Raw genomic sequence first — 20,704 nt, 5'->3', positions numbered from 1 at the left:
AGGGGGACATAACAACCCGCCCGAAAATCCTCGGGCGGGGGCGTGGCGTCAGAAGGTGGTCCAGTTCTCCTCCGCTGCGGCGTTGGCGGCCGCGGTTTTTACGGCAGGCGCTTTCGGCGCGGCGGTTTTCACGGCGGTGGGTTCGGTCTGCTCCGCCAAACGGAACACCGAAACGCTCTGCAGCAGCATGTCGGCCTGTTCTTCTAGCGAATCGGCGGCGGCGGCGGACTCTTCCACCAGCGCGGCGTTCTGCTGGGTGGTGTGATCCATCTCGACGATCGCCTGGCCAATCTGGGCGATGCCGCGCGTCTGCTCATCGGAGGCGGCGGCGATTTCAGCCATGATGTCGCGCACGTGGGTGACCGAGCGGACGATCTGTTCCATGGTGTTGCCGGTGCTTTCCACCAGTTCGGTGCCGGTTTTCACCCGGCTGACCGACTCGGCGATCAGCCCTTCGATCTCCTTGGCCGCTTGGGCGCTGCGGCTCGCTAGGCTGCGCACTTCGCTGGCGACCACCGAGAAGCCGCGTCCCTGTTCGCCGGCGCGCGCCGCTTCCACCGCGGCGTTGAGCGCCAGGATGTTGGTCTGGAAGGCAATACCGTTGATCAGGGTGGTAATTTCAGCGATACGCTGCGAACTGCTGGAGATATCGCGCATGGTGCTGACCACGTTCTCCACCAGCTTGCCGCCCTGTTGCGCGGTCTGCGAAGCGTCGGTGGCCAGCTGATTGGCGTGATGGGCATTGTCGGCGTTTTGTTTCACCGTGGCGGTCAGCTGTTCCATGCTGGCCGCGGTTTCTTCGACCGCCGCCGCCTGCTGTTCGGTGCGGGAGGAGAGATCGGTGTTGCCGGCGGCGATTTCCGCGGAGGCGGTGGAGACCTGGCTGACCCCCATCTGGATCTTCTCAATCATGGTGCGCAGATTTTGGCTCATCGCCGCCACCGCGTTCAGCAGTTGTCCCAGCTCGTCGCGGCGGGTGCTGGTCTGCGCCTGGCGCAGATCGCCGCTGGCGATGCGTTCCGCCATCGCCAGCGTGCTGTGCAGCGGACGGGTGATCTGCAGCGTGATACGCCAGGCGATAAGTATCCCGGCGATGATGGCGATCAGGGTGGTGATGCCCATCTGCAGCTGCGCCAGGTTGATGTTGCTGCGCGTCTGCGCCAGTTCGTCCTGCATAAAGGCGTTCACCAGCGTGCCGATCTCATGCGCGCGTTCACCGAGCTGCCGGCTGATCTGCTGTTCGTGCTCATAGGCCGGCAGGTAGGCCGCGATGCGGTTTTTGTAATCGTCCAGGGCGGCCAGCAGCGGTTGCAGCTGCGGGCGCTGCGCGTCGCTGACCCGGCGGCTCAGGGCGTTGGCCGCGTCGCGTGCGTCGTCGATGGCCGCCATCAGCGGCGCTTCGGTTTCTTTGTTCAGGCTCAGCAGCAGACCGCGCGCGCCGTAGCGCACCTGGGTCAGCTTCTGGTTCAGTTGAATGAAGGCCAACTGCAGATCGCCGTTGGTGAGCTGGCGCTCCACCTGGCTCAGGCTGGCCTGCACTTCCGACATGTTCCAGCTCTGGCGCACCGCGTCTTTCGCCGAGACCGCCTGCTCAAAGATTTTTTGCTGTTGCTGATATTCCCCAATCAGCGTCACCAGACGCTGCAGATCCTTGCGGCTTTGGGCGTCCCAGTCCAACGCCTGGCCCTGGTCTATCAGTTTGACGGCGTTATCGATATTGGCGCGATTGTTCTGCAGATACTCCGGCTGGTAGGTCTGGCCGTACATGGCGCGGTTGTATTTGGCCTGGTTGATCTCCTCGTTCAGCCGGTTGCTGAAGTCGATGCGATCGGCGCGGGATTCGATGATGTGCAGGTATTGCGCCCCGGTGCCGGCGATGACGACCGCCAACAGCAGCAACAGCGCGAAGCCGAGGCCGAGCTTTTTACCTACGGTGAGATGAGTGAACTTTCCTGCTAATGCTTGCAATGCCGCCATAGCGTTTTTCCTTCTCCGGGCGAACGTCAATTGAACAAACCATCGGCAAGAAGTGGTCAAACTTTAGCGGATTTCAGGCAAAAAAATACCCGCCGGCGGCGGGCATCTTCATCAACGGGGGCGAATTACTTCTTCGCGGCGAAGCGTGCGGCGGCTTCGTCCCAGTTGACCACGTTCCAGAACGCCTTGATGTAGTCAGGGCGTTTGTTCTGGTATTTCAGGTAGTAAGCGTGTTCCCACACGTCCAGGCCGATGATTGGGAAACCGGAAGCGCCGGCGACGGCTTCGCCCATCAGCGGGCTGTCCTGGTTGGCGGTAGACACCACGGCCAGCTTGCCGTCTTTCAGCACCAGCCAGGCCCAACCGGAACCGAAGCGGGTGGCTGCGGCTTTCTCGAACTCTTCCTGGAATTTCTCAACGCTGCCGAAATCGCGCTCGATGGCCGCTTTCAGATCGCCGCCCAGCGTGGTGCCGGTTTTCAGGTTTTTCCAGAAGAAGCTGTGGTTGGCGTGGCCGCCGGCGTTGTTGCGCATGAAGGTGCGTTTGTCGGCAGGCACTTTATCCAGATCCTGGATCAGCTCTTCAACGCTGTATTTGGCCAGCTCAGGGTAGGCTTCCAGCACGGTGTTGGCGTTGTTGACATAGGTCTGGTGGTGTTTGGTGTGATGGATTTCCATCGTCTGCTTGTCGAAATGCGGTTCCAGTGCGTCGTAAGCGTACGGCAGGGATGGCAGTGAATAACTCATAATCATCATCTCCAGTGGTGTATGGGCGGCGCAAAGGGCGAGCACCGCGTAAGCAGTCGGATCATTATAGTTAATTAAATGATATTGAAAATGATTATCAATGCCCTGTGAAGTGTGTGGTTAATGTACAAATCGATGCGCTAACATACTGATAGGAGAGGGCGGCGGGTGGCCGCGTCAAGCCATCGCCCCGGTACGTGGGTTACTCTCTATACTGTAGAGAGCGCCAAGGTCGAAATGTATCGAAATGTGCCAATGCGTTCACTGAATGAGCACGAGTGTGTAACAACCACAAGCACGCTGTGGTAATATGGCCGGCGTTCGTAGCAAGCATAACAACAGTGACATTCGCGTTTGCCGCGCTAGCGGGGCAGGCGCATTTGAACAATGTGACAATCGAGAGTAAAGGAGACCCCCATGCAGGTCAGCAGAAGGCAGTTCTTTAAGATCTGCGCTGGCGGTATGGCAGGAACGACGGTGGCCGCGCTGGGCTTTGCCCCCGAAGTGGCGTTGGCGGAAACCCGGCAGTATAAACTGCTGCGCGCCCGTGAGACCCGTAATACCTGTACGTATTGTTCCGTCGGCTGTGGGCTGTTGATGTACAGCCTTGGTGATGGCGCCAAGAACGCCAAAGAAAGCATTTTCCATATCGAAGGGGATCCGGATCACCCGGTGAACCGCGGCGCGCTTTGCCCGAAAGGCGCCGGCCTGGTTGACTTCATCCACAGCGAAAGCCGCCTCAAGTACCCGGAATATCGGGCGCCGGGGTCGGACAAATGGCAACGCATCAGCTGGGACGACGCCTTCACCCGCATCGCCAAGCTGGTGAAAGAAGACCGCGATGCCAACTTCATCAAAACCAACGACCAGGGCGTTACCGTCAACCGTTGGCTGACCACCGGCATGCTGTGCGCCTCGGCCGCCAGCAACGAAACCGGTTTTCTGTCGCAAAAATTTAGTCGCGCTCTCGGCATGCTTGCCGTAGACAACCAGGCGCGTGTCTGACACGGACCAACGGTAGCAAGTCTTGCTCCAACATTTGGTCGCGGTGCGATGACCAACCACTGGGTTGATATCAAGAACGCGAATTTGATTATCGTCATGGGCGGTAATGCGGCGGAAGCGCATCCGGTGGGGTTCCGCTGGGCGATGGAAGCCAAAATACACAACAATGCCAAGCTGATCGTGATCGATCCGCGCTTTACCCGAACCGCATCGGTGGCGGACTTCTACACGCCGATCCGCTCCGGGACCGACATTGCTTTCCTGTCGGGCGTGTTGCTGTATCTGATGACCAACAACAAGTTTAATCGCGAGTACGTCGAGGCCTACACCAACGCCAGCCTGCTGGTGCGGGAAGACTTTGCCTTCGAAGACGGCTTGTTCAGCGGCTACGACGCGGAAAACCGCAAGTACGACAAAACCACCTGGAACTACCAGTTCGACGAGAACGGCTTCGCCAAGCGCGACGTCACGCTGCAGGATCCGCGCTGCGTGTGGAACCTGCTGAAGCAGCACGTGAGTCGCTACACGCCTGACGTGGTGACCAACATCTGCGGCACGCCGAAGGACGATTTCCTCAAGGTGTGCGAATACATCGCCGAAACCTGCGTCGCGGATAAGACCGCTTCGTTCCTGTACGCCCTGGGCTGGACTCAGCACTCGGTCGGCGCGCAGAACATCCGCACCATGGCGATGATCCAGCTGCTGCTCGGCAACATGGGCATGGCGGGCGGCGGCGTCAACGCGCTGCGCGGCCACTCCAACATCCAGGGTCTGACCGATCTCGGCCTGCTGTCGCAGAGCCTGCCGGGCTACATGACGCTGCCGTCGGAGAAACAGACCGATCTCGACACCTACCTGAAGGCCAACACGCCGAAGGCGCTGCTGCCGGGCCAGGTGAACTACTGGGGCAACTACCCGAAATTCTTCGTCAGCATGATGAAGACCTTCTACGGTGACAAGGCGCAGAAGGACAACAGCTGGGGCTTTGACTGGTTGCCGAAGTGGGACAAGGGCTACGACGTGCTGCAGTACTTCGAGATGATGGCGCAGGGCAAGGTCAACGGCTACTTCTGCCAGGGCTTTAACCCGGTGGCGTCGTTCCCGAACAAAAACAAGGTAGTGGCTTCGCTGTCCAAGCTGAAGTTCCTGGTGACCATCGATCCGTTGAACACCGAGACTTCCAACTTCTGGCAGAACCACGGCGAGTTCAACGAGGTGGATCCTTCGCAGATCCAGACCGAAGTGTTCCGCCTGCCGTCCACCTGCTTCGCCGAAGAGAACGGTTCGATCGTCAACTCCGGCCGCTGGCTGCAGTGGCACTGGAAAGGCGCGGACGCCCCGGGCGAAGCGCTGAACGACGGTGAGATCCTGGCGGGCATCTTCAGCCGCCTGCGCGAGATGTATGCGCGCGACGGCGGTGCGGTGCCTGAACAGGTGCTGAACATGACCTGGGACTACCTGACGCCGGACAACCCGGCGCCGGAAGAGGTGGCGCAGGAGAACAACGGCAAGGCGCTGGCGGATCTGCTGGATGCCGACGGCAAAGTGCTGGTGAAAAAAGGCGAGCTGCTCAGCTCGTTCGCGCAGCTGCGCGACGACGGCACCACCGCCAGCGGTTGCTGGATCTTCGCCGGCAGCTGGACGCCGGCCGGCAACCAGATGGCGCGGCGCGACAACGCCGATCCGTCCGGCCTCGGCAATACGCTGGGCTGGGCCTGGGCATGGCCGCTCAACCGCCGCATTCTGTACAACCGCGCCTCGGCGGATCCGCAGGGGAAACCGTGGGATCCGAAACGCCAACTGCTGGAGTGGGACGGCGCCAAGTGGGTCGGGGCCGATATCCCGGACTACAGCACCGCCGCGCCGGGCAGCGACGTCGGGCCGTTCATCATGCAACCGGAAGGCATGGGCCGCCTGTTCGCCACCGACAAGATGGCGGAAGGGCCGTTCCCTGAACACTACGAGCCGTTCGAAACGCCGCTCGGCACCAACCCGCTGCACCCGAATGTGGTGTCCAACCCGGCGGCGCGCGTGTTCAAGGACGATCTGGCGGCGATGGGCAAATCCGACAAGTTCCCGTACGTCGGCACCACCTATCGTCTGACCGAGCACTTCCACTACTGGACCAAGCACGCGCGGCTGAACGCCATCGCGCAGCCGGAGCAGTTCGTGGAGATCGGCGAAAAGCTGGCGGAGAAGAAGGGCATCAAGCAGGGCGATACCGTGAAGGTCAGCTCCAACCGCGGCTACATCAAGGCCAAGGCGGTGGTGACCAAACGTATTCGCACGCTGCAGGTGCACGGCCAGGAAGTCGACACCATCGGCATCCCGATCCACTGGGGTTACGAAGGGGTGGCGAAGAAAGGCTTTATCGCCAACACGCTGACGCCGTTCGTCGGCGACGCCAATACGCAAACGCCGGAGTTCAAGGCGTTCCTGGTCAACGTGGAAAAGGTGTAACGGAGACGAATCATGGCCATGCAATCTCAAGACATCATTCGTAAATCCGCCACCAATGGTTTCACGCCGGCGCCGCGCGCCCGTGACCACCAGGAAGAAGTGGCCAAACTGATCGATGTCACCACCTGTATCGGCTGCAAGGCCTGTCAGGTGGCCTGTTCCGAATGGAACGACATCCGCGACGAAGTGGGGCACAACGTCGGGGTGTACGATAACCCCGCCGATCTGACCGCCAAGTCGTGGACGGTGATGCGCTTCTCCGAGGTGGAGGAAAACGGCAAGCTGGAATGGCTGATCCGCAAGGATGGCTGCATGCACTGCGCCGATCCGGGCTGCCTGAAGGCCTGCCCGTCGGAAGGCGCGATCATTCAGTACGCCAACGGCATCGTCGACTTCCAATCCGAGCACTGCATCGGCTGCGGCTACTGCATCGCCGGCTGCCCGTTCGACGTGCCGCGCATGAACAAGGACGACAACCGGGTGTACAAGTGCACCCTGTGCGTCGACCGCGTGGACGTCGGCCAGGAACCGGCCTGCGTGAAAACCTGCCCGACCGGCGCCATTCACTTCGGTACCAAGGAAGCGATGAAGCAGGTGGCGGCGGATCGCGTCAGCGAGCTGAACACCCGCGGCTACCAGAACGCCGGTCTGTACGATCCGGCAGGGGTGGGCGGCACGCACGTGATGTACGTGTTGCACCACGCCGACAAACCGCAGCTGTACCACGGTTTGCCGGACAACCCGAGCATCAGCCCGGCGGTGACCTTCTGGAAGGGCGTGTGGAAACCCCTGGCGGCCATCGGTTTTGCCGCCACCTTCGCGGCCAGCGTGTTCCACTATGTCGGCGTCGGGCCTAACCGCGTCGACGATGAGGATGAGCACGACGAGTCGCATGACGAGGAGACGCGCAAATGAGAAAGGAAAAGCCCATTCAGCGTTACAGCGCACCGGAGCGCATCAACCACTGGATCGTGGCATTTTGCTTCGTGTTCGCCGCCATCAGCGGGCTGGGGTTCTTCTTCCCCTCCTTCAACTGGCTGATGAACATCTTCGGGACGCCGCAGCTGGCGCGCATTCTGCACCCGTTTGTCGGGGTCATCATGTTCGCCGCGTTCCTGCTGATGTTCCTGCGCTACTGGAAGCATAACCTGATCAACCGGGAAGATATCGTCTGGGCCAAGAATATCCACAAAATCGCCATGAACGAGGAAGTGGGTGACACCGGGCGCTATAATTTCGGCCAGAAGTGCGTGTTCTGGGCGGCGATTATCAGCCTGGTGCTGTTGCTGGCCAGCGGCGTGGTGATCTGGCGGCCGTATTTTGCGCCGTCGTTCTCCATCCCGCTGATCCGCATCGCGCTGCTGGTGCATTCGCTGGCCGCGGTCGGCCTTATCATCGTGATTATGGTGCACATTTACGCCGCATTGTGGGTAAAAGGCACCATTACCGCGATGGTGGAAGGCTGGGTGCCGGCGGCCTGGGCCAAGAAACATCATCCGCGCTGGTACCGTGAGGTCCGCGAGAAACGACAGGAAGATAAACCCTGATGAGTATCCGCATCGTTCCTAAAGAGCAGTTAGGGGCACAGCGTGAGAAGTCCACAACGGCGGAGAACATCCCGCCGTTACTTTTCGCCAACCTGAAAAGCCTGTACAGCCGCCGCGCCGACCGTCTGCGTCAGCTGGCGGTCGACAACCCGCTGGGCGACTACCTTAACTTCGCCGCCGAACTGGCGCAGGCGCAGCAGCATGCGCTGCACGATAATCCGCTGGCGCTCGATCTGAGCGAAGCGTTGGCGCAGGGCGCCGCCAGCGGCAAACCGCCGCTCGATCTGAGCGTGTTCCCGCGCAGCGAGCACTGGCGCAAGCTGCTGACGTCGCTGATCGCCGAGCTGCGCCCGCAGGCGCCGGAGCACATTCTGACGGTGCTGGACAACCTGGAGAAAGCCTCGGCGCACGAGCTGGAGCTGATGGCCGACGCTTTGCTCAACCGCGAATTCGGCAAGGTGGGCAGCGAGAAGGCGCCGTTCCTCTGGGCCGCGCTGTCGCTCTATTGGGCGCAGATGGCCAGCCTGATCCCCGGCAAGGCGCGCGCCGAATACGGCGAGCAGCGTCAGTTCTGCCCGGTGTGCGGCAGCATTCCGGTCTCCAGCATGGTGCATATCGGCACCGTCAACGGCCTGCGCTACCTGCACTGCAACCTGTGCGAAAGCGAATGGCACGTGGTGCGGGTGAAGTGCAGCAACTGTGAGCAGACCCGCGATCTCAACTACTGGTCGCTGGACAGCGAACAGGCGGCGGTGAAGGCGGAAAGCTGCGGCGACTGCGGCACTTACCTGAAGATCCTCTATCAGGAAAAAGACCCGCAGGTTGAAGCGGTGGCTGACGATCTGGCTTCGCTGGTGCTGGACGCCCGCATGGAAGAGGAAGGCTTCGGCCGCAGCAGCATCAATCCGTTCCTGTTCCCGGCGGAGTAACCGCCCGGCCCCGTTCGCGCGGGGCCGGACCCGCAATTTAAGAACGGGCTTCTGGCATTCGCCCGGGCGAGTTGCTACGTTTAGGCCATGACGCGCCAAGCGAAAGGAACCACGATGTTAAATACCCTGGCAAAACTGACCGCGGTCGCTGTGCTGGCGATGGGGCTGGCGGCCTGCGACAACAAGGACGACACCAAACCGGCGGTGCCGCCACCGGATACCAAACCGACCGTGACGCAGCCCGCGCCACCGCCGCCTGCGCCGGTAGAAACCCCGCCCGCGCCGCCGGGGCTGAACGTGTCGCTGCAGAAGGGCAAAATCACCTTCGAGTTGCCGCCAGGCTTTAGCGATCAAACGCTGAACAGCGGCATCGTCAATGACAGTACCTCCACCATCCAGCGCTTCCTCGATGGCAAGTCGCGCCAGAGCGCGGTTTCGTCCGAAGTGATCCCGCCGGACGGCATGAAGATCAACACCAGCGACAAAATGCTGAAAGAGCTGACGCAGAGCGCCATCACGGTGCTGGCCGAGCGCTATCAGAATATCCAGACCACCAAAGAAGAGAATTTCACCGTCGGCAAACAAAAGTTTCGCCGGGTGGATACCGAGCAGACCGTCAACGGGCAAAAGGTGGTTTCCACCCTGGTGTTGACGGTGTTCAACAAGCGAGTAGTGACGCTGCAAATGCTGTCGCCGGCCAAAACGCCGGAAGTGCATCAGGCGCTGGTGCAGCGGATTATCGATACTCTGGCGGTGAAGTAAGGGCATTGCGCCGCGGCCAGGACGAAGCGGAGGAGACCGGATGAAGCTTATCGGCAGTTACACCAGCCCCTTTGTGCGCAAGATTTCCGTGATGCTGCTGGAGAAGGGGATCGCGTTTGAATTCGTCAACGATCCGCCGTATGAGCCCGGCAGCCGGGTGAAGGAGCTGAACCCGCTCGGCAAAGTACCGGTGCTGATCGCCGATGATGGCGAGGTGTTTTACGACTCGCCGATCGTGGCCGAATACCTCGAGCTGCTGGCGGTGGAGCCGGCGTTTTTGCCGGCCGAACGCGCCGCCGCGTTGCGTGTTCGGCAGGTGGCGGCGTTGGCGGACGGCGTGACCGAAGCGGCGGCGACCCTGTTCCGCGAAAGCCGGCGCGCGCCGGAAAAGCAGGACGAAAACTGGATGCTGCGCCAGCGTGACAAGCTGACGCAGGGCCTGGACGCATTGGAGGCGCTGGCGCGGGAAAAAACGTGGCTCAATGCCGAGCTGCTGACGCTGGCGGATATCGCCACCGGCTGCGCGCTGGGTTACCTCAATTTCCGCCGCATCCTGCCCAACTGGTGCGTCGAGCGCCCGACGCTGGTCAAGCTGGCCGAACGCCTGTTCGCCCGCGAAAGTTTCGCCCGCACGGCACCGCCCTGAACGTTCTTTTCTCCCCGCCGCGGCGGGGTTTTGCTATGCCGATACGTCTAAATTGAAAACCGAGCGACCATGAGCACTGAATCCCACCTTCTTTACAGTCAACTGCCCGCCATCGACCGTCTGCTGCGTGAACCCGCGATTGAACCGCTGGTGGCTCAGCATGGCCAGACGCTGATCGGCGAACTGTTGCGCCGGCTGCAGGTCCAGGCGCGTGACGCTATCAAGCAACAGCAACGTTTACCGGCCTGGTGCGGCGACTGGCCGCAGGCGCTGCGGGCGGAGCTGGCCCGGCAGCAACGCCCGGCGTTATTGCCGGTGTTCAACCTCAGCGGCACCGTGCTGCACACCAACCTCGGGCGCGCCCTGCTGGCGCAGCCGGTGAAGGACGCGGTCAGCGCGGTGATGGGAGAGGCGGTGACGCTGGAGTACGATCTGGACGGCGCCGGGCGCGGTCATCGCGATCGGGCTGTGGCGAGTCTGCTGTGCCGGCTGACGGGCGCGGAAGACGCCTGCATCGTCAATAACAACGCGGCGGCGGTATTGCTGATGTTGGCGGCGATCGCCCCCGGCAAAGAGGTAGTGGTGTCGCGCGGCGAGCTGGTGGAAATCGGCGGCGCGTTTCGCATTCCCGACGTGATGCGTCAGGCCGGCTGCCAATTGGTGGAAGTCGGCACCACCAACCGCACCCATCTGAAAGATTACCGCCAGGCCATCAGCGAGCAGACTGGCCTGTTGATGAAAGTGCACACCAGCAACTACAGCATTCAGGGCTTTACCGCGGCGGTCGACGAGGCTGAACTGGCGCAGCTCGGGGCCGAACAGGGCGTGCCGACCGCCACCGATCTGGGCAGCGGCTCACTGATCGATATGGCGCAGTACGGCCTGCCCGCCGAACCGATGCCGCAGCGGCTGCTGGCCGCCGGCGTCGATCTGGTGACGTTCTCCGGCGATAAGCTGCTGGGTGGCCCGCAGGCCGGCATCATCGTCGGCAAAAAGGCGCTGATCGCGCGCCTGCAGCAGCACCCGCTCAAGCGCGCGCTGCGCGTCGGCAAGCTGACGCTGGCGGCCCTGGAGGCCACGCTGCGGCTCTATCTGCAGCCGGAAAAACTGGCTGAGCAGCTGCCGACGCTGCGGCTGCTGACCCGCCCGCAGCAGGAGATGCAACAGGCGGCCGAGCGGCTGCTGACGGCGCTGACGCCACGGTTTACCGCCGATTTCGATCTGCGCGCCGAACCGTGCTGGTCGCAGATTGGCAGCGGTTCGCTGCCGGTGGATCGCCTGCCCAGCTATGCGCTGACCTTCACGCCGCGCGACGGCCGCGGCGCCACGCTGGAAGCGTTGGCTGAGCGCTGGCGCCGCCTGCCGCAGCCGGTGATCGGCCGCCTCGGCGACGGCCGGCTGTGGCTGGATCTGCGCTGTCTGGAACAGGAAGGGGCGCTGATCGACGCGTTGAGCGCATCATGATCATCGCCACCGCCGGCCATGTCGATCATGGCAAAACCACCCTGCTGCAGGCGATCTCGGGGATCAATGCGGATCGCCTGCCGGAAGAGAAGCGCCGCGGCATGACCATCGATCTGGGCTACGCCTACTGGCCGCAGCCGGACGGCCGGGTGCTGGGCTTTATCGACGTGCCCGGCCACGAGAAATTCCTCGCCAATATGCTGGCGGGCGTCGGCGGCATCGACCATGCGTTGCTGGTGGTGGCCTGCGATGACGGCGTGATGGCGCAGACCCGCGAGCATTTGGCGATCCTGCGCCTGAGCGGGCGCCCGGCGCTGACGGTGGCGCTGACCAAGGCCGACCGGGTGGAGGCGGCGCGTGTTGACGAGGTACGCCGCCAAGTGCGTGATGAGCTGGCGCGCCAGGGCTGGCCCGATGCGCCGCTGTTTGTCACCGCGGCGGCGGCGGGAGAGGGCATCGAGGCGCTGCGCGCGCATTTGCTGGCGTTGTCGCCCGGCGAGCACGCGCTGACGCGCCGTTTTCGCCTGGCGGTAGACCGTGCGTTCAGCGTCAAAGGGGCGGGGCTGGTGGTGACCGGCACCGCGCTCGGCGGCCGGGTTAAGGTGGGGGATTCGCTGTGGCTGACTGGCGCCGACGCGCCGGTGCGGGTGCGCGGCCTGCATGCCCAGAATCAAACCGTGGAACAGGCGCAGGCCGGGCAACGCATCGCGCTTAACATCAGCGGCGATGTCGATAAAGAGCGGATCGCGCGCGGTGATTGGCTGCTGGCGCAGCGTCCGCCCGAAGCGGCGGAACGCATTCTGGTGGCGCTGGAGACGGATCGGCCGATCCGCCATTGGCAGCCGCTGCATCTGCACCATGCCGCCAGCCACATCACCGGGCGCATTTCGCTGCTGAACGACGGACTGGCGGAACTGATCCTCGATCGCCCGCTGTGGCTGGCGGAAAACGATCGGCTGGTGCTGCGCGATATCGGCGCGCGGCAAACGCTGGGCGCGGCCCGGGTGCTCAGGCTGAATGCGCCCAAGCGCGGCAAGCGTCAGCCGGACTATCTGGCATGGCTGCAGGCCTTGGCGCAGGCGCAAGACGACGTGCGGGCGCTGGTGCTTGAGTTGCCGCAGGGCGCGCTGTCTCTGGCGGCGTTCGCCTGGGCGCGTCAGTTGACCGACGACGGCCTGGCGGCACTGCTGGCGAACCGCGATCTGCTGATCGTCGGTGACCGGGCTCTGGCGCAGGATCAGGTGCAGCAGGCGGAAAGCCGCCTGCTGCAGGTGCTGGCGGAGTATCACCAACAGCACGCCGATCAGCTGGGCTTAGGACGCGCCCGCCTGCGGCGCATGGCGCTGCCTCAGCAGCCGGAAGCGCTGGTGTTTATGATGATCGATCGGCTGCTGAAGGCCGGCGCGCTGCGCAATACGCGCGGCTGGCTGCACTTGCCGGAACACGGCCTGGCGTTCAGCGCCGACGAGGCGCCGCTGTGGGCGCGCATCGAACCGCTGTTCGGCGACGAGCCGTGGTGGGTGCGCGATCTGGCGAGCGAACTGGGCGAGGAAGAGAGCCGGGTACGGGCGCTGCTGCGCAAGGCGGCTCAACTGGGCCATGTGACGGCGGTGGTGGTGGATCGCTACTACCTCAGCCGGCGCATCGATCAGTTCGCGGCGCTGATCCGCGAGCTGGATGCGGAGCGCGGGGGCGCCAACGCCGCCGATTTCCGCGATCGGCTCGGCGTCGGCCGCAAGCTGGCGATACAGGTGCTGGAGTTCTTCGATCGCAGCGGCTTTACCCGCCGCAAGGGCAACGAGCATCTGCTGCGCGACGGCGGGCTGTTCGGTAGCGAGTCCCCTACCCGATAAACCTGACGGCGGCCCGGCTGATGTCGGGCGTTTGGGCGGTGAGAAACGCCTGTAAACGTTCGATCAGCGGCCGTTTTGCCGATTCTTCCGGCCATACCAGATAGTAACCGTCGCCGGTACGCACGGCGGCGTCACAAGGCAGCGCCAATAACCCCTCCTCAATCGTCCGCAGGCTCAGCGCCAGATCGCCGATCGAAACGCCGTGCCCGGCGATGGCCGCCGCGTTGCCCTGTTCCAGTGAATCAAATACCTGGCCGCGTGTGAGATCGATCGGGGCTGCGATGCCGCTTTTTTGCAGCCAGCGTCGCCAGTCGCGCCGATCGGGCGAAGGATGGATCAGCGGGCAGGTGGCGAGATCGCGCTGCGCGTCGGCGAGCAGCGCGGGGGCGCAAATTGGGATCAGCCATTCGTCGAACAGCTTGGCGGCGGCGGTATTGGCGCCGAAATGGCCGTTGCCGAGCAGGATGGCGCAGTCGTAGGGTTCGCTGAAAAAATCCACGCTGTCGATGTCCATCCACACGCTGGCTGCCTGCACCTCGAACGCCTGCGCCGTTTGCCGGAATCGGCTCAGGCAGTCCAGCAGCCAGCGTAGGGTCAGGGTGGAGGGCGCCTTCATCCGCAGCAGATCGCGGTGGCTTCTGAACAGCTCGCAGGCTTGTTCGATGCGGCCAAACCCTTGCTGCAGCTCGGCGGCGAAGATTTTTCCCTGCGGGGTGACCTCGATGCGTGGGCCGTTGCGCTGGAACAGCCGACAGCCGAAGTGCTGCTCCAGCGTTTTGATGTGCTTGCTGACGGCGCTGGGGGTGAGATGCAGCTCGTCGGCGGCCAGCGTGAACGAGCCGGTGCGGGCGGCGCTCTCGAAGGCGCGCAGAGCGTAAAGCGGCGGAAGGGAACTGGCCATCGCGGCGTCTCTAAGAATGAGTCTGGCTCACAGTAAACGACAGGATTACTCCTTTTTCAAGGCGGGGGCTACGGCATCATAATGATCCGACGCCAACCGCCTGAATGTGAGTGAAATAAAGATGAACCTGTCGTTGCTGGCGGCGTATTTCGCCGCCATTTTCTTGCTGATCGCCACGCCAGGGCCGGTGGTGATGATGGTCGCCAACACCGCGGCGCGCTTTGGCGCCCGGCGCGCGCTGTTGACCGCGCTGGGCAGCAATGGGGCCTCTTTGTTGCTGATCGGTATTGCCGCGCTGGTTGTCACCGGGCTGTTCGCGGTGGATATGCGCTTGCTGCAGTGGATAGGCCTGCTGGGTTGCCTGTTTATCGGCCGCATGGCGATCGTCTCGCTGTATGAGGATTTATCCGCACGAACCCCCGATGCGCAGCCCGTTGCACCGTCGCAAAAACGCTCGGCGATCGCAAACGGTTTTCTGGTAGGCATCGCTAACCCCAAGGACATCATCTTCTTCGTCGCCTTTTTCCCGCAGTTCATCGCCGTCACTCCCTCGATCGGCGCCAGCCTGACGCTGCTGACCGCGCTGTGGGTGCTGGCGGATTTCGCCATCTTGCTGGCCTATATCACTCTGCTGTCGGGAACGGCGCTACAGCGCGCGCGGCGGGCGATCTCTGTCCTGTCGGCGTTGCTGCTGTTGGGGGTGGCGGTAGTGGGAGCGGGGTATGCGCTGTGGGAGCTGCTCGGCTGAGGCCGCATAAAAAAACGCCGGTCGGGAAACCGGACCGGCGTTTTATCGTCGCGTTTACACCGCGCCGGTCGGCTGCGGTGTGGGGTCGCCGTTGCGGCGTTTGCCGAGGAACAGCGCCACCAGCGTCAGCCAGCACAGGCCGCTGATGAGGTTGAACAGGTTGAACAGCCCGCTGCCGCCCCAGACGTAGGCGACCTTGGCCAGCTCGATGCCGACGGTGAATACCATCATGCTCAGCATGCCCATAGTGGCCGACACGGTGCCTTTGCTGACGTTGCTGGAGAACAGCGTCAGGCGGTACAGCCCGGCGTTGGCGAGGCCGATGCCGAAAGCGTACAGGCTCAGGCCGGCGGTCATCCACAGGTAGGCGTGGCTGGAGAACTGGGTTGCCAGCGCGGCGATCAGCAGCCCCAGCAGCATCGGGCCTGCGCCCAGCTTGATCAGGCGCTCCACGCTGTTCTTGCCGGTCAGGCGCGCCAGCGTCAGGTTGCCGAGGATCAGCGCGCCGAACACCGGGATTTGCAGCAGGCCGTAGTCCAGGGTCGACAGCGACTCCCCGCTGATCAGGATCACCGGCGACTGGGCGATCCAGGCCAGCAGCGGCAGGCTGGCGAAACCGATCGCCAGGGCGCCGCACAGGAAGCGGCGGTTGCCCAACACCTGGCGGTAGTCGCGCCATAGGTTGGCGGCGGAAAACGCCTCGCCCTGCAGCGTGGCGGTTTCCGGCATGGCTTTCCACAGGCCGTAGAAGGCGATGGCCGCCAGCGCCGCAAACAGCACGAACATGCTCTGCCACGGCGCGACGTGGATCAGCGCCGCGCCGGCCAGCGGCCCGAGCAGCGGGGCGATCAGCGCCACGTTGGCCATCAGGGCGGTGATTTTGATGCACACCGATTCTTCAAACGACTCCTGGATGGTGGCGTAGCCGACCGCGCCGATAAAGCACAGGCCGATGCCCTGCAGGAAACGCATGGCGATGAACTGCTCGATGGTGGTGACCAGCAGGATCGCCAGGCAGGAGACGATAAAGAACGCCACCCCGGCCAGCATCACTGGGCGACGGCCGCGGCGATCCGACAGCGGCCCGAGCAGCCACTGCAGGAAGATGCCGCCGGCCAGATAGGCGGTCATCGAGGTCGGTACCCACTCTTCGCCGGCGTTGAAATCCGCCACGACGGCCAGCATGCCCGGCTGAATCATATCGTTGCCGATATAGGTGGCGAACTCGAACAGCACCAGACAAAGAGGGAATAAAAGCGCCTGTCGGCCCAAACGTGCCGCAGGTGGTAATGTCGTTTTCATATTATTGTACTGATAGTAAAAGAGAAAAAGGAACTGCCAGGGCGGGAAGCGCAAACTGAGCGAGTTATGGCGGCTATTTTGCCGCCAATTGTTCACCTTCGCAATCATAAGGTGATGTTTAAGTGCATTCTGATATTTCGCTTTTGGGTTGTCGCCGAACGCCGTGCCCGATAACCTCTTCTTAACATATCAATATGACACAAGATCGGGCGAGCGTTTGAGCGAGAAAATCGGCTGGATAGACAACCTGCGGGCGATGGCGTGCATGATGGTGGTGATGATCCACGCCACCACCTATTACGTCACCAACGGCGTGGCAATAGGGTTGCACAACTGGGACATCGCCAACGTGCTGAACTCGCTGTCGCGCGTATCGGTGCCACTGTTCTTTATGATTTCCGGCTACCTGTTCTTCGGCGAAAAGAGCGCCGGCCGCCGGCATTTCACCCGCATCGTCTGCTGCATTCTGTTCTACAGCGCCATTGCGCTGATCTACATCGCGGCTTTCACTAAGATCGGTTTCTGGCCGTCGCTGCGCGGCATGTTGCAAAAGCCGGTGTTCTATCATCTGTGGTTTTTCTACGCTATCGCGGTGATTTACCTGCTGTCGCCGCTGATCAGCGTCAAACCGGTGTCGCGCCGCTACCTGGCCGCCGCGCTGGTGGTGTTGGCGGCGATCGCCAACCCGAATACCGATAAGCTGACCTTCGGCAACGCGCATCTGCTGCCGGTTAACCTGTATATCTACGGCGATACCTTCTACTACCTGCTGTATGCGTTGGCCGGACGGGCGATTGGCATGATGGAGGCGCGCGGGCGCGCCGTGGGCTGGTTGGCGGCGTTGGGATTTGCGCTGTGCGTGGCGCTGATCGCACGCGGCACCAAACATCAGCTGTTCATCAACGGCAACTTCGCCGATACCTACTACATCTACAGCGGCCCGCTGGTGTTTATGGCGGCGGTGGCGCTGCTGGTGTGGGTGAAACACTGTCTGCCGCAGCCGATCGGCTGGCTGAGCGTATTTTCCCGCCATTCGCTGGCGATTTACGGTTTTCATGCCCTTATCGTCAACGTGATGCGCAATCGGCACCTGGATTTCACCGGCCACCCGCTGCTGGATATCTTCTGGGTGTTCGGTGTGGCGCTGGGGGGCAGCCTGCTGCTGTCTGTCGGCCTGCAGCGGCTGGATACCCGCCGGCTGGTGTCATAGCGGCGAGCGCTGGCGCTGCTGAGCGCGGCGCAGCTGCCGCCCGGAAGAAAAACCGGCCGCCAGCGCGGCCTTCTCCAACCCATACCCTTGCTGCAGGCGCTGTTGCGCCACCGCCAGCCGCAGCTGCTCATGATATTCCCGCACGCTGATGCCGACGTGGCTGCGAAACAGCCGCGCCAGGTGGCGGCTGCTGACGTGAGCCTTCTCCGCTATCTGCGGCACCGACCAGTCGGCCTCCGGCTCGGCGGCCATCACGTCCTGCGCGCGGTGCACCGCCGGGTGCAGGTGGTTGCGGTAGCGCAGCCAGGGCGACAGCTGCGGATCGTCCCCGGCGCGGCGGAAATAGACCACCATATCGCGGGCGACGTCGCGCGCCCGGCCTGAACCGCAGTGGCGGTGGACCAGGTGCAGCGCCAAATCGATGCCGGTGGTGATGCCCGCGCTGGTGTAGACGCCGCGATCTTCGACGAAGATACGGTTCTCTTTCACCTGCGCCGCCGGCGCCTGCCGGCGGATACGTTCGATGACGTCGTGGTGGGTAGTGCACTGATAGCCGTCGAGCAGCCCGGCCTGCGCCGCCAGCAGCGCGCCGGAACAGATGCACACCAGGGTGATGCGCTGCCGCTGCAGATCGGGCCGCAGCGTCGCCAGCCAGCGGCGCGCCTGCTCGGCCTCTTCCCCGGCGAAATAGCGCTGCGAATCGCCGACGCCCGGCAGCACCAGGATGGCGCCGTCCTCCAGGCGTTCGGGCAACGGCTGCAGGCCGCTCAGCGTCATGCCGATGGAACAGACGACCTGCGGCGCCGGGCTGAGATAACGCAGGGTGAACTGCCCGGCGAGGCGCAGGGTTTCCGCCGGGCCGCTGACGTCCAGCGACAGTACGTTGGGCAACAGCAGAAAATAGACGGCCTGCGACATGATTACTCCTGTGCGAGTTGCGCCAGCGCCTCATCCACGCTGGCGATGCGGGCGAAACGATCGACCAGTACGGTTTCAGTATGCCGCTTCAACTGCGCGGGGGTAAAGATTTCACCGTCGGGATGGCGCATCGGGAAGGTTAACGTCGCCTCGGTGACGAAAGTCACCCGATAACCGAGATCGGACGCCACCCGGGTGGTGGTTTCGCAGCACTGCTCGGTGCGGATGCCGGAGACGATCAGATGGTTGATATCCCGCGCGCGCAGCCAGGCGTCGAGGCCGGATTCGGTCAGCGCATTGTGCACATGCTTGTGCACGGTGATATCCGCCTGGTGGGTGAGGAACGGCAGGCGCTGCACATGGCCTGAAGCCAGTGAGAACGGCCCCTGCGGCGAGACGTGCAGCACGTCGACCAGGGCCGCGCCGCGCTGTCGGCAGCCTGCGATCAGGCGGGTCAGCGCCTGTTGAAACGCCGGCAGATCGTCCTCCTGCCAGAATGGACGGTGCTGGAATGATTGCTGGACATCGATGATCAATAACGCGCTCTGTGACATTTTCGGCCCTCCGCCAGTGTGTGTTGCGACCATCTTGCGCCGCGCCTTACTCTGGCAGAAGGCCAAAAACGGCCATCATGATGACAACAACGGACCGACCTTAGGCTTTGCTCACCTGGCCGGCGACCAGGCGCCCCTGATGGAAGGTGGCGCTGCGCGCCGGCAGACGGGCGACCGCCTCGGCGGAACAGCTGGCGTTGACCAGCACGAACTCGGCGGCATCGCCGGCTTTCGGCCAGGCGCGCTGCCCCTTATCGTCCAGCGGCAGCACGCCGCCGGTGGAGATGGCCATGGCACGCGACAGGTGATACTCGTCGGAACCGCGGTACAGCTGGGCGTACAGATTGGCCTTCTCCAGGATGTCGCCGGTGCCGAACGGCGACCAGTGGTCGATCACGCTGTCGGTGCCGGTCATCACGAACACCCCTTTCTCGCTGAGCTGCGGCAGCGGCATCATCAGGCCGCCGATCGGTACCGTGGAGGCGATGGTGATCTGCTGCGCCGCCAGCCGGGTGGCGGTTTCCGCCAGTTCGCCCGGCGTCAGCGTGGTCAGGGCGAAAGCGTGGCTGATGGTGACCTTGCCGCGCAGCGCCGGGTTTTTCTCCACGGTGGCGATCATGTAGTTAATGGCGGCGACCCCAGCCGGGCTGGTTTCATGCAGGTGGATATCCACGCCTTTGCCGGTATCGAGGGCGATCTGGAACATGGCGTCGAGCGATTTCTCCATCGCACCGTCGACGTTGGTCGGATCGAGACCGCCGACGTACTGCACGCCCATCTGCATCGCTTCGCGCATCAGCGCATCGACCTTGGAGTGCAACAGACCGTGCTGCGGGAAGGCGACGATTTCACAGCTAAAATCCGCCCGGTGGTTTTCCAGCGCGCGCTGCAGGTGTTCCAGGCTTTTCAGGCCGCTGACCGGATCGATATTGCAGTGGCTGCGTGCCACGGTGCTGCCTTTGGACTGCAGCAGGGCGATCAGGTTTTCCGCCCGCTGCTGCGAGGTGGGCAGCAGTGTCGGGATCAGCGTCTGCTCCAGCGCGATCATGTCCATGATGGTCTTGCCCTGGCGCGGGCGCGGTGCCTGCCACGGGCCGCTGTAGAAGGTTTTGTCCAGATGGATGTGCATATCGCGAAACGCCGGCAGCAGCAGCTGGCCCTGTGCCTTATAGCGGGGCACGCCGGCGGGCAACGCGGCGTTGGCGGCGTGAATGGCGGCGATCTTGCCGTCTTTGATCTCAAGCGTATACAGCGCGGTGCGGGTGCCGATCACCGTTTCGCCGTCGTATTCAAAGCCGTCTTCCAGCCGCACCTCACTCAGGCAGTAGTGACGATCGGTCAGGGTCATCGGCGTTGGCGCACACGGCTCGCCGCCAGGCGAAGCGGCCTGCGCCATGCCGCCGGTCAGGCCGATCACCGCGCAGGCGGTGGTGAGTTTGCCGGTTTGGCTGAGGAAGGCTCTGCGGCCCGGTTGCTGAGGGTTTTCCACGTTCGGTTCCTTAATCCAGAGGTGAGGGAGTGAAAACATCCTCCAATTTAGGAGAGGAACCGACAGGTTGGCAGCGACATTTGCCACTGGTGACTATTCGATTTGGTAATGATCGGCGTCTGCCGGCGGAATGGTGCTCTTGGCTTGCTCTTTCGCAGCTTTAATGGCTACATTTGTAGTCATTAAAGCTACA

The 20,704-nt window shown here is 63.1% G+C and carries 17 protein-coding genes; 10 read left to right on the top strand and 7 right to left on the bottom strand.

Annotation, left to right across the window (positions count from 1 at the left end; all coding sequences use genetic code 11):
- Nucleotides 1-48 precede the first annotated feature (48 nt).
- Nucleotides 49-1,977, bottom strand: a complete 1,929-nt coding sequence (locus RE418_RS05960; RefSeq protein ID WP_025304788.1) for a methyl-accepting chemotaxis protein — start codon at nucleotides 1,975-1,977, stop codon at nucleotides 49-51.
- 125 nt (nucleotides 1,978-2,102) lie between these two features.
- Complete coding sequence (gene sodA / locus RE418_RS05955; RefSeq protein WP_004934003.1) at nucleotides 2,103-2,723, bottom strand: superoxide dismutase [Mn]; 621 nt, start codon at nucleotides 2,721-2,723, stop codon at nucleotides 2,103-2,105.
- Nucleotides 2,724-3,140: 417 nt separating this feature from the next.
- On the opposite strand from sodA, the gene fdnG reads away from it, so the two are divergent.
- The 8 genes from fdnG (at nucleotide 3,141) to selB (ending at nucleotide 13,389) form a co-directional block, all read left to right on the top strand.
- The gene (gene fdnG / locus RE418_RS05950) at nucleotides 3,141-6,188 is read left to right on the top strand and encodes a formate dehydrogenase-N subunit alpha (RefSeq protein ID WP_144334737.1); all 3,048 of its coding nucleotides are present in this window, start codon (nucleotides 3,141-3,143) and stop codon (nucleotides 6,186-6,188) included.
- Between the two features lie 12 nt (nucleotides 6,189-6,200).
- On the top strand, nucleotides 6,201-7,103 hold the full coding sequence (gene fdxH, locus RE418_RS05945; protein ID WP_033649532.1) for a formate dehydrogenase subunit beta: 903 nt from the start codon (nucleotides 6,201-6,203) through the stop codon (nucleotides 7,101-7,103).
- Nucleotides 7,100-7,735: a formate dehydrogenase cytochrome b556 subunit gene (fdoI, locus tag RE418_RS05940; RefSeq protein WP_004934017.1), complete on the top strand. Its 636-nt coding sequence runs from the start codon at nucleotides 7,100-7,102 to the stop codon at nucleotides 7,733-7,735. The genes fdxH and fdoI overlap by 4 nt, the downstream gene beginning before the upstream one ends.
- A complete protein-coding gene (gene fdhE / locus RE418_RS05935) occupies nucleotides 7,735-8,664 on the top strand; it encodes a formate dehydrogenase accessory protein FdhE (protein WP_043140774.1) in 930 nt (309 codons plus the stop codon). Before fdoI ends, fdhE begins: the two co-directional genes overlap by 1 nt.
- 114 nt (nucleotides 8,665-8,778) lie before the next feature.
- A complete protein-coding gene (locus RE418_RS05930; RefSeq protein WP_089181476.1) occupies nucleotides 8,779-9,426 on the top strand; it encodes a DcrB-related protein in 648 nt (215 codons plus the stop codon).
- A gap of 40 nt (nucleotides 9,427-9,466) precedes the next feature.
- The gene (locus tag RE418_RS05925) at nucleotides 9,467-10,072 is read left to right on the top strand and encodes a glutathione S-transferase (RefSeq protein WP_049295028.1); all 606 of its coding nucleotides are present in this window, start codon (nucleotides 9,467-9,469) and stop codon (nucleotides 10,070-10,072) included.
- A 69-nt stretch (nucleotides 10,073-10,141) separates the two neighbouring features.
- Nucleotides 10,142-11,536, top strand: a complete 1,395-nt coding sequence (gene selA, locus RE418_RS05920; protein ID WP_089181477.1) for an L-seryl-tRNA(Sec) selenium transferase — start codon at nucleotides 10,142-10,144, stop codon at nucleotides 11,534-11,536.
- A complete protein-coding gene (gene selB, locus RE418_RS05915) occupies nucleotides 11,533-13,389 on the top strand; it encodes a selenocysteine-specific translation elongation factor (protein WP_089181478.1) in 1,857 nt (618 codons plus the stop codon). The genes selA and selB overlap by 4 nt, the downstream gene beginning before the upstream one ends.
- Here selB and RE418_RS05910 read toward each other — a convergent pair.
- The gene (locus RE418_RS05910) at nucleotides 13,379-14,290 is read right to left on the bottom strand and encodes a LysR family transcriptional regulator (protein ID WP_164068297.1); all 912 of its coding nucleotides are present in this window, start codon (nucleotides 14,288-14,290) and stop codon (nucleotides 13,379-13,381) included. The genes selB and RE418_RS05910 overlap by 11 nt on opposite strands.
- Nucleotides 14,291-14,411: 121 nt before the next feature.
- On the opposite strand from RE418_RS05910, the gene RE418_RS05905 reads away from it, so the two are divergent.
- Entirely contained in the window at nucleotides 14,412-15,038 is a 627-nt protein-coding gene (locus tag RE418_RS05905) for a LysE family translocator (RefSeq protein WP_089181480.1), read from the top strand.
- A 54-nt stretch (nucleotides 15,039-15,092) separates the two neighbouring features.
- Here the strand turns inward: RE418_RS05905 and RE418_RS05900 are convergent, their stop codons facing one another.
- On the bottom strand, nucleotides 15,093-16,340 hold the full coding sequence (locus RE418_RS05900; protein WP_049204735.1) for an MFS transporter: 1,248 nt from the start codon (nucleotides 16,338-16,340) through the stop codon (nucleotides 15,093-15,095).
- A gap of 217 nt (nucleotides 16,341-16,557) precedes the next feature.
- Between RE418_RS05900 and RE418_RS05895 the strand changes: the two genes are divergently transcribed.
- Complete coding sequence (locus RE418_RS05895; protein WP_089181481.1) at nucleotides 16,558-17,550, top strand: acyltransferase; 993 nt, start codon at nucleotides 16,558-16,560, stop codon at nucleotides 17,548-17,550.
- Here the strand turns inward: RE418_RS05895 and RE418_RS05890 are convergent.
- The 3 genes from RE418_RS05890 to RE418_RS05880 all read right to left on the bottom strand — a co-directional run bounded on the left by RE418_RS05890 (nucleotide 17,545) and on the right by RE418_RS05880 (nucleotide 20,511).
- Nucleotides 17,545-18,468, bottom strand: coding sequence for a GlxA family transcriptional regulator (locus tag RE418_RS05890; protein ID WP_089181482.1), 924 nt, complete (start codon nucleotides 18,466-18,468; stop codon nucleotides 17,545-17,547). The genes RE418_RS05895 and RE418_RS05890 overlap by 6 nt on opposite strands.
- Nucleotides 18,469-18,470: 2 nt before the next feature.
- Entirely contained in the window at nucleotides 18,471-19,022 is a 552-nt protein-coding gene (locus RE418_RS05885) for a cysteine hydrolase family protein (RefSeq protein WP_089181483.1), read from the bottom strand.
- A gap of 100 nt (nucleotides 19,023-19,122) precedes the next feature.
- On the bottom strand, nucleotides 19,123-20,511 hold the full coding sequence (locus RE418_RS05880; protein WP_033652292.1) for an amidohydrolase family protein: 1,389 nt from the start codon (nucleotides 20,509-20,511) through the stop codon (nucleotides 19,123-19,125).
- Nucleotides 20,512-20,704: the final 193 nt, after the last annotated feature.

The organism is Serratia sp. szju, from assembly GCF_044594185.1.
GTDB lineage: Bacteria > Pseudomonadota > Gammaproteobacteria > Enterobacterales > Enterobacteriaceae > Serratia > Serratia bockelmannii.
This window is presented reverse-complemented; position numbering and strand designations above follow the sequence as displayed.

Bases quoted from the DNA above. Each gene is read 5' to 3' on its own strand.
- RE418_RS05960 (WP_025304788.1), bottom strand. From the start codon at position 1,977: ATGGCGGCATTGCAAGCATTAGCAGGAAAGTTCACTCATCTCACCGTA.
- sodA (WP_004934003.1), bottom strand. From the start codon at position 2,723: ATGAGTTATTCACTGCCATCCCTGCCGTACGCTTACGACGCACTGGAA.
- fdxH (WP_033649532.1), top strand. From the start codon at position 6,201: ATGGCCATGCAATCTCAAGACATCATTCGTAAATCCGCCACCAATGGT.
- fdoI (WP_004934017.1), top strand. From the start codon at position 7,100: ATGAGAAAGGAAAAGCCCATTCAGCGTTACAGCGCACCGGAGCGCATC.
- fdhE (WP_043140774.1), top strand. From the start codon at position 7,735: ATGAGTATCCGCATCGTTCCTAAAGAGCAGTTAGGGGCACAGCGTGAG.
- RE418_RS05930 (WP_089181476.1), top strand. From the start codon at position 8,779: ATGTTAAATACCCTGGCAAAACTGACCGCGGTCGCTGTGCTGGCGATG.
- RE418_RS05925 (WP_049295028.1), top strand. From the start codon at position 9,467: ATGAAGCTTATCGGCAGTTACACCAGCCCCTTTGTGCGCAAGATTTCC.
- selA (WP_089181477.1), top strand. From the start codon at position 10,142: ATGAGCACTGAATCCCACCTTCTTTACAGTCAACTGCCCGCCATCGAC.
- selB (WP_089181478.1), top strand. From the start codon at position 11,533: ATGATCATCGCCACCGCCGGCCATGTCGATCATGGCAAAACCACCCTG.
- RE418_RS05910 (WP_164068297.1), bottom strand. From the start codon at position 14,290: ATGGCCAGTTCCCTTCCGCCGCTTTACGCTCTGCGCGCCTTCGAGAGC.
- RE418_RS05905 (WP_089181480.1), top strand. From the start codon at position 14,412: ATGAACCTGTCGTTGCTGGCGGCGTATTTCGCCGCCATTTTCTTGCTG.
- RE418_RS05900 (WP_049204735.1), bottom strand. From the start codon at position 16,340: ATGAAAACGACATTACCACCTGCGGCACGTTTGGGCCGACAGGCGCTT.
- RE418_RS05890 (WP_089181482.1), bottom strand. From the start codon at position 18,468: ATGTCGCAGGCCGTCTATTTTCTGCTGTTGCCCAACGTACTGTCGCTG.
- RE418_RS05885 (WP_089181483.1), bottom strand. From the start codon at position 19,022: ATGTCACAGAGCGCGTTATTGATCATCGATGTCCAGCAATCATTCCAG.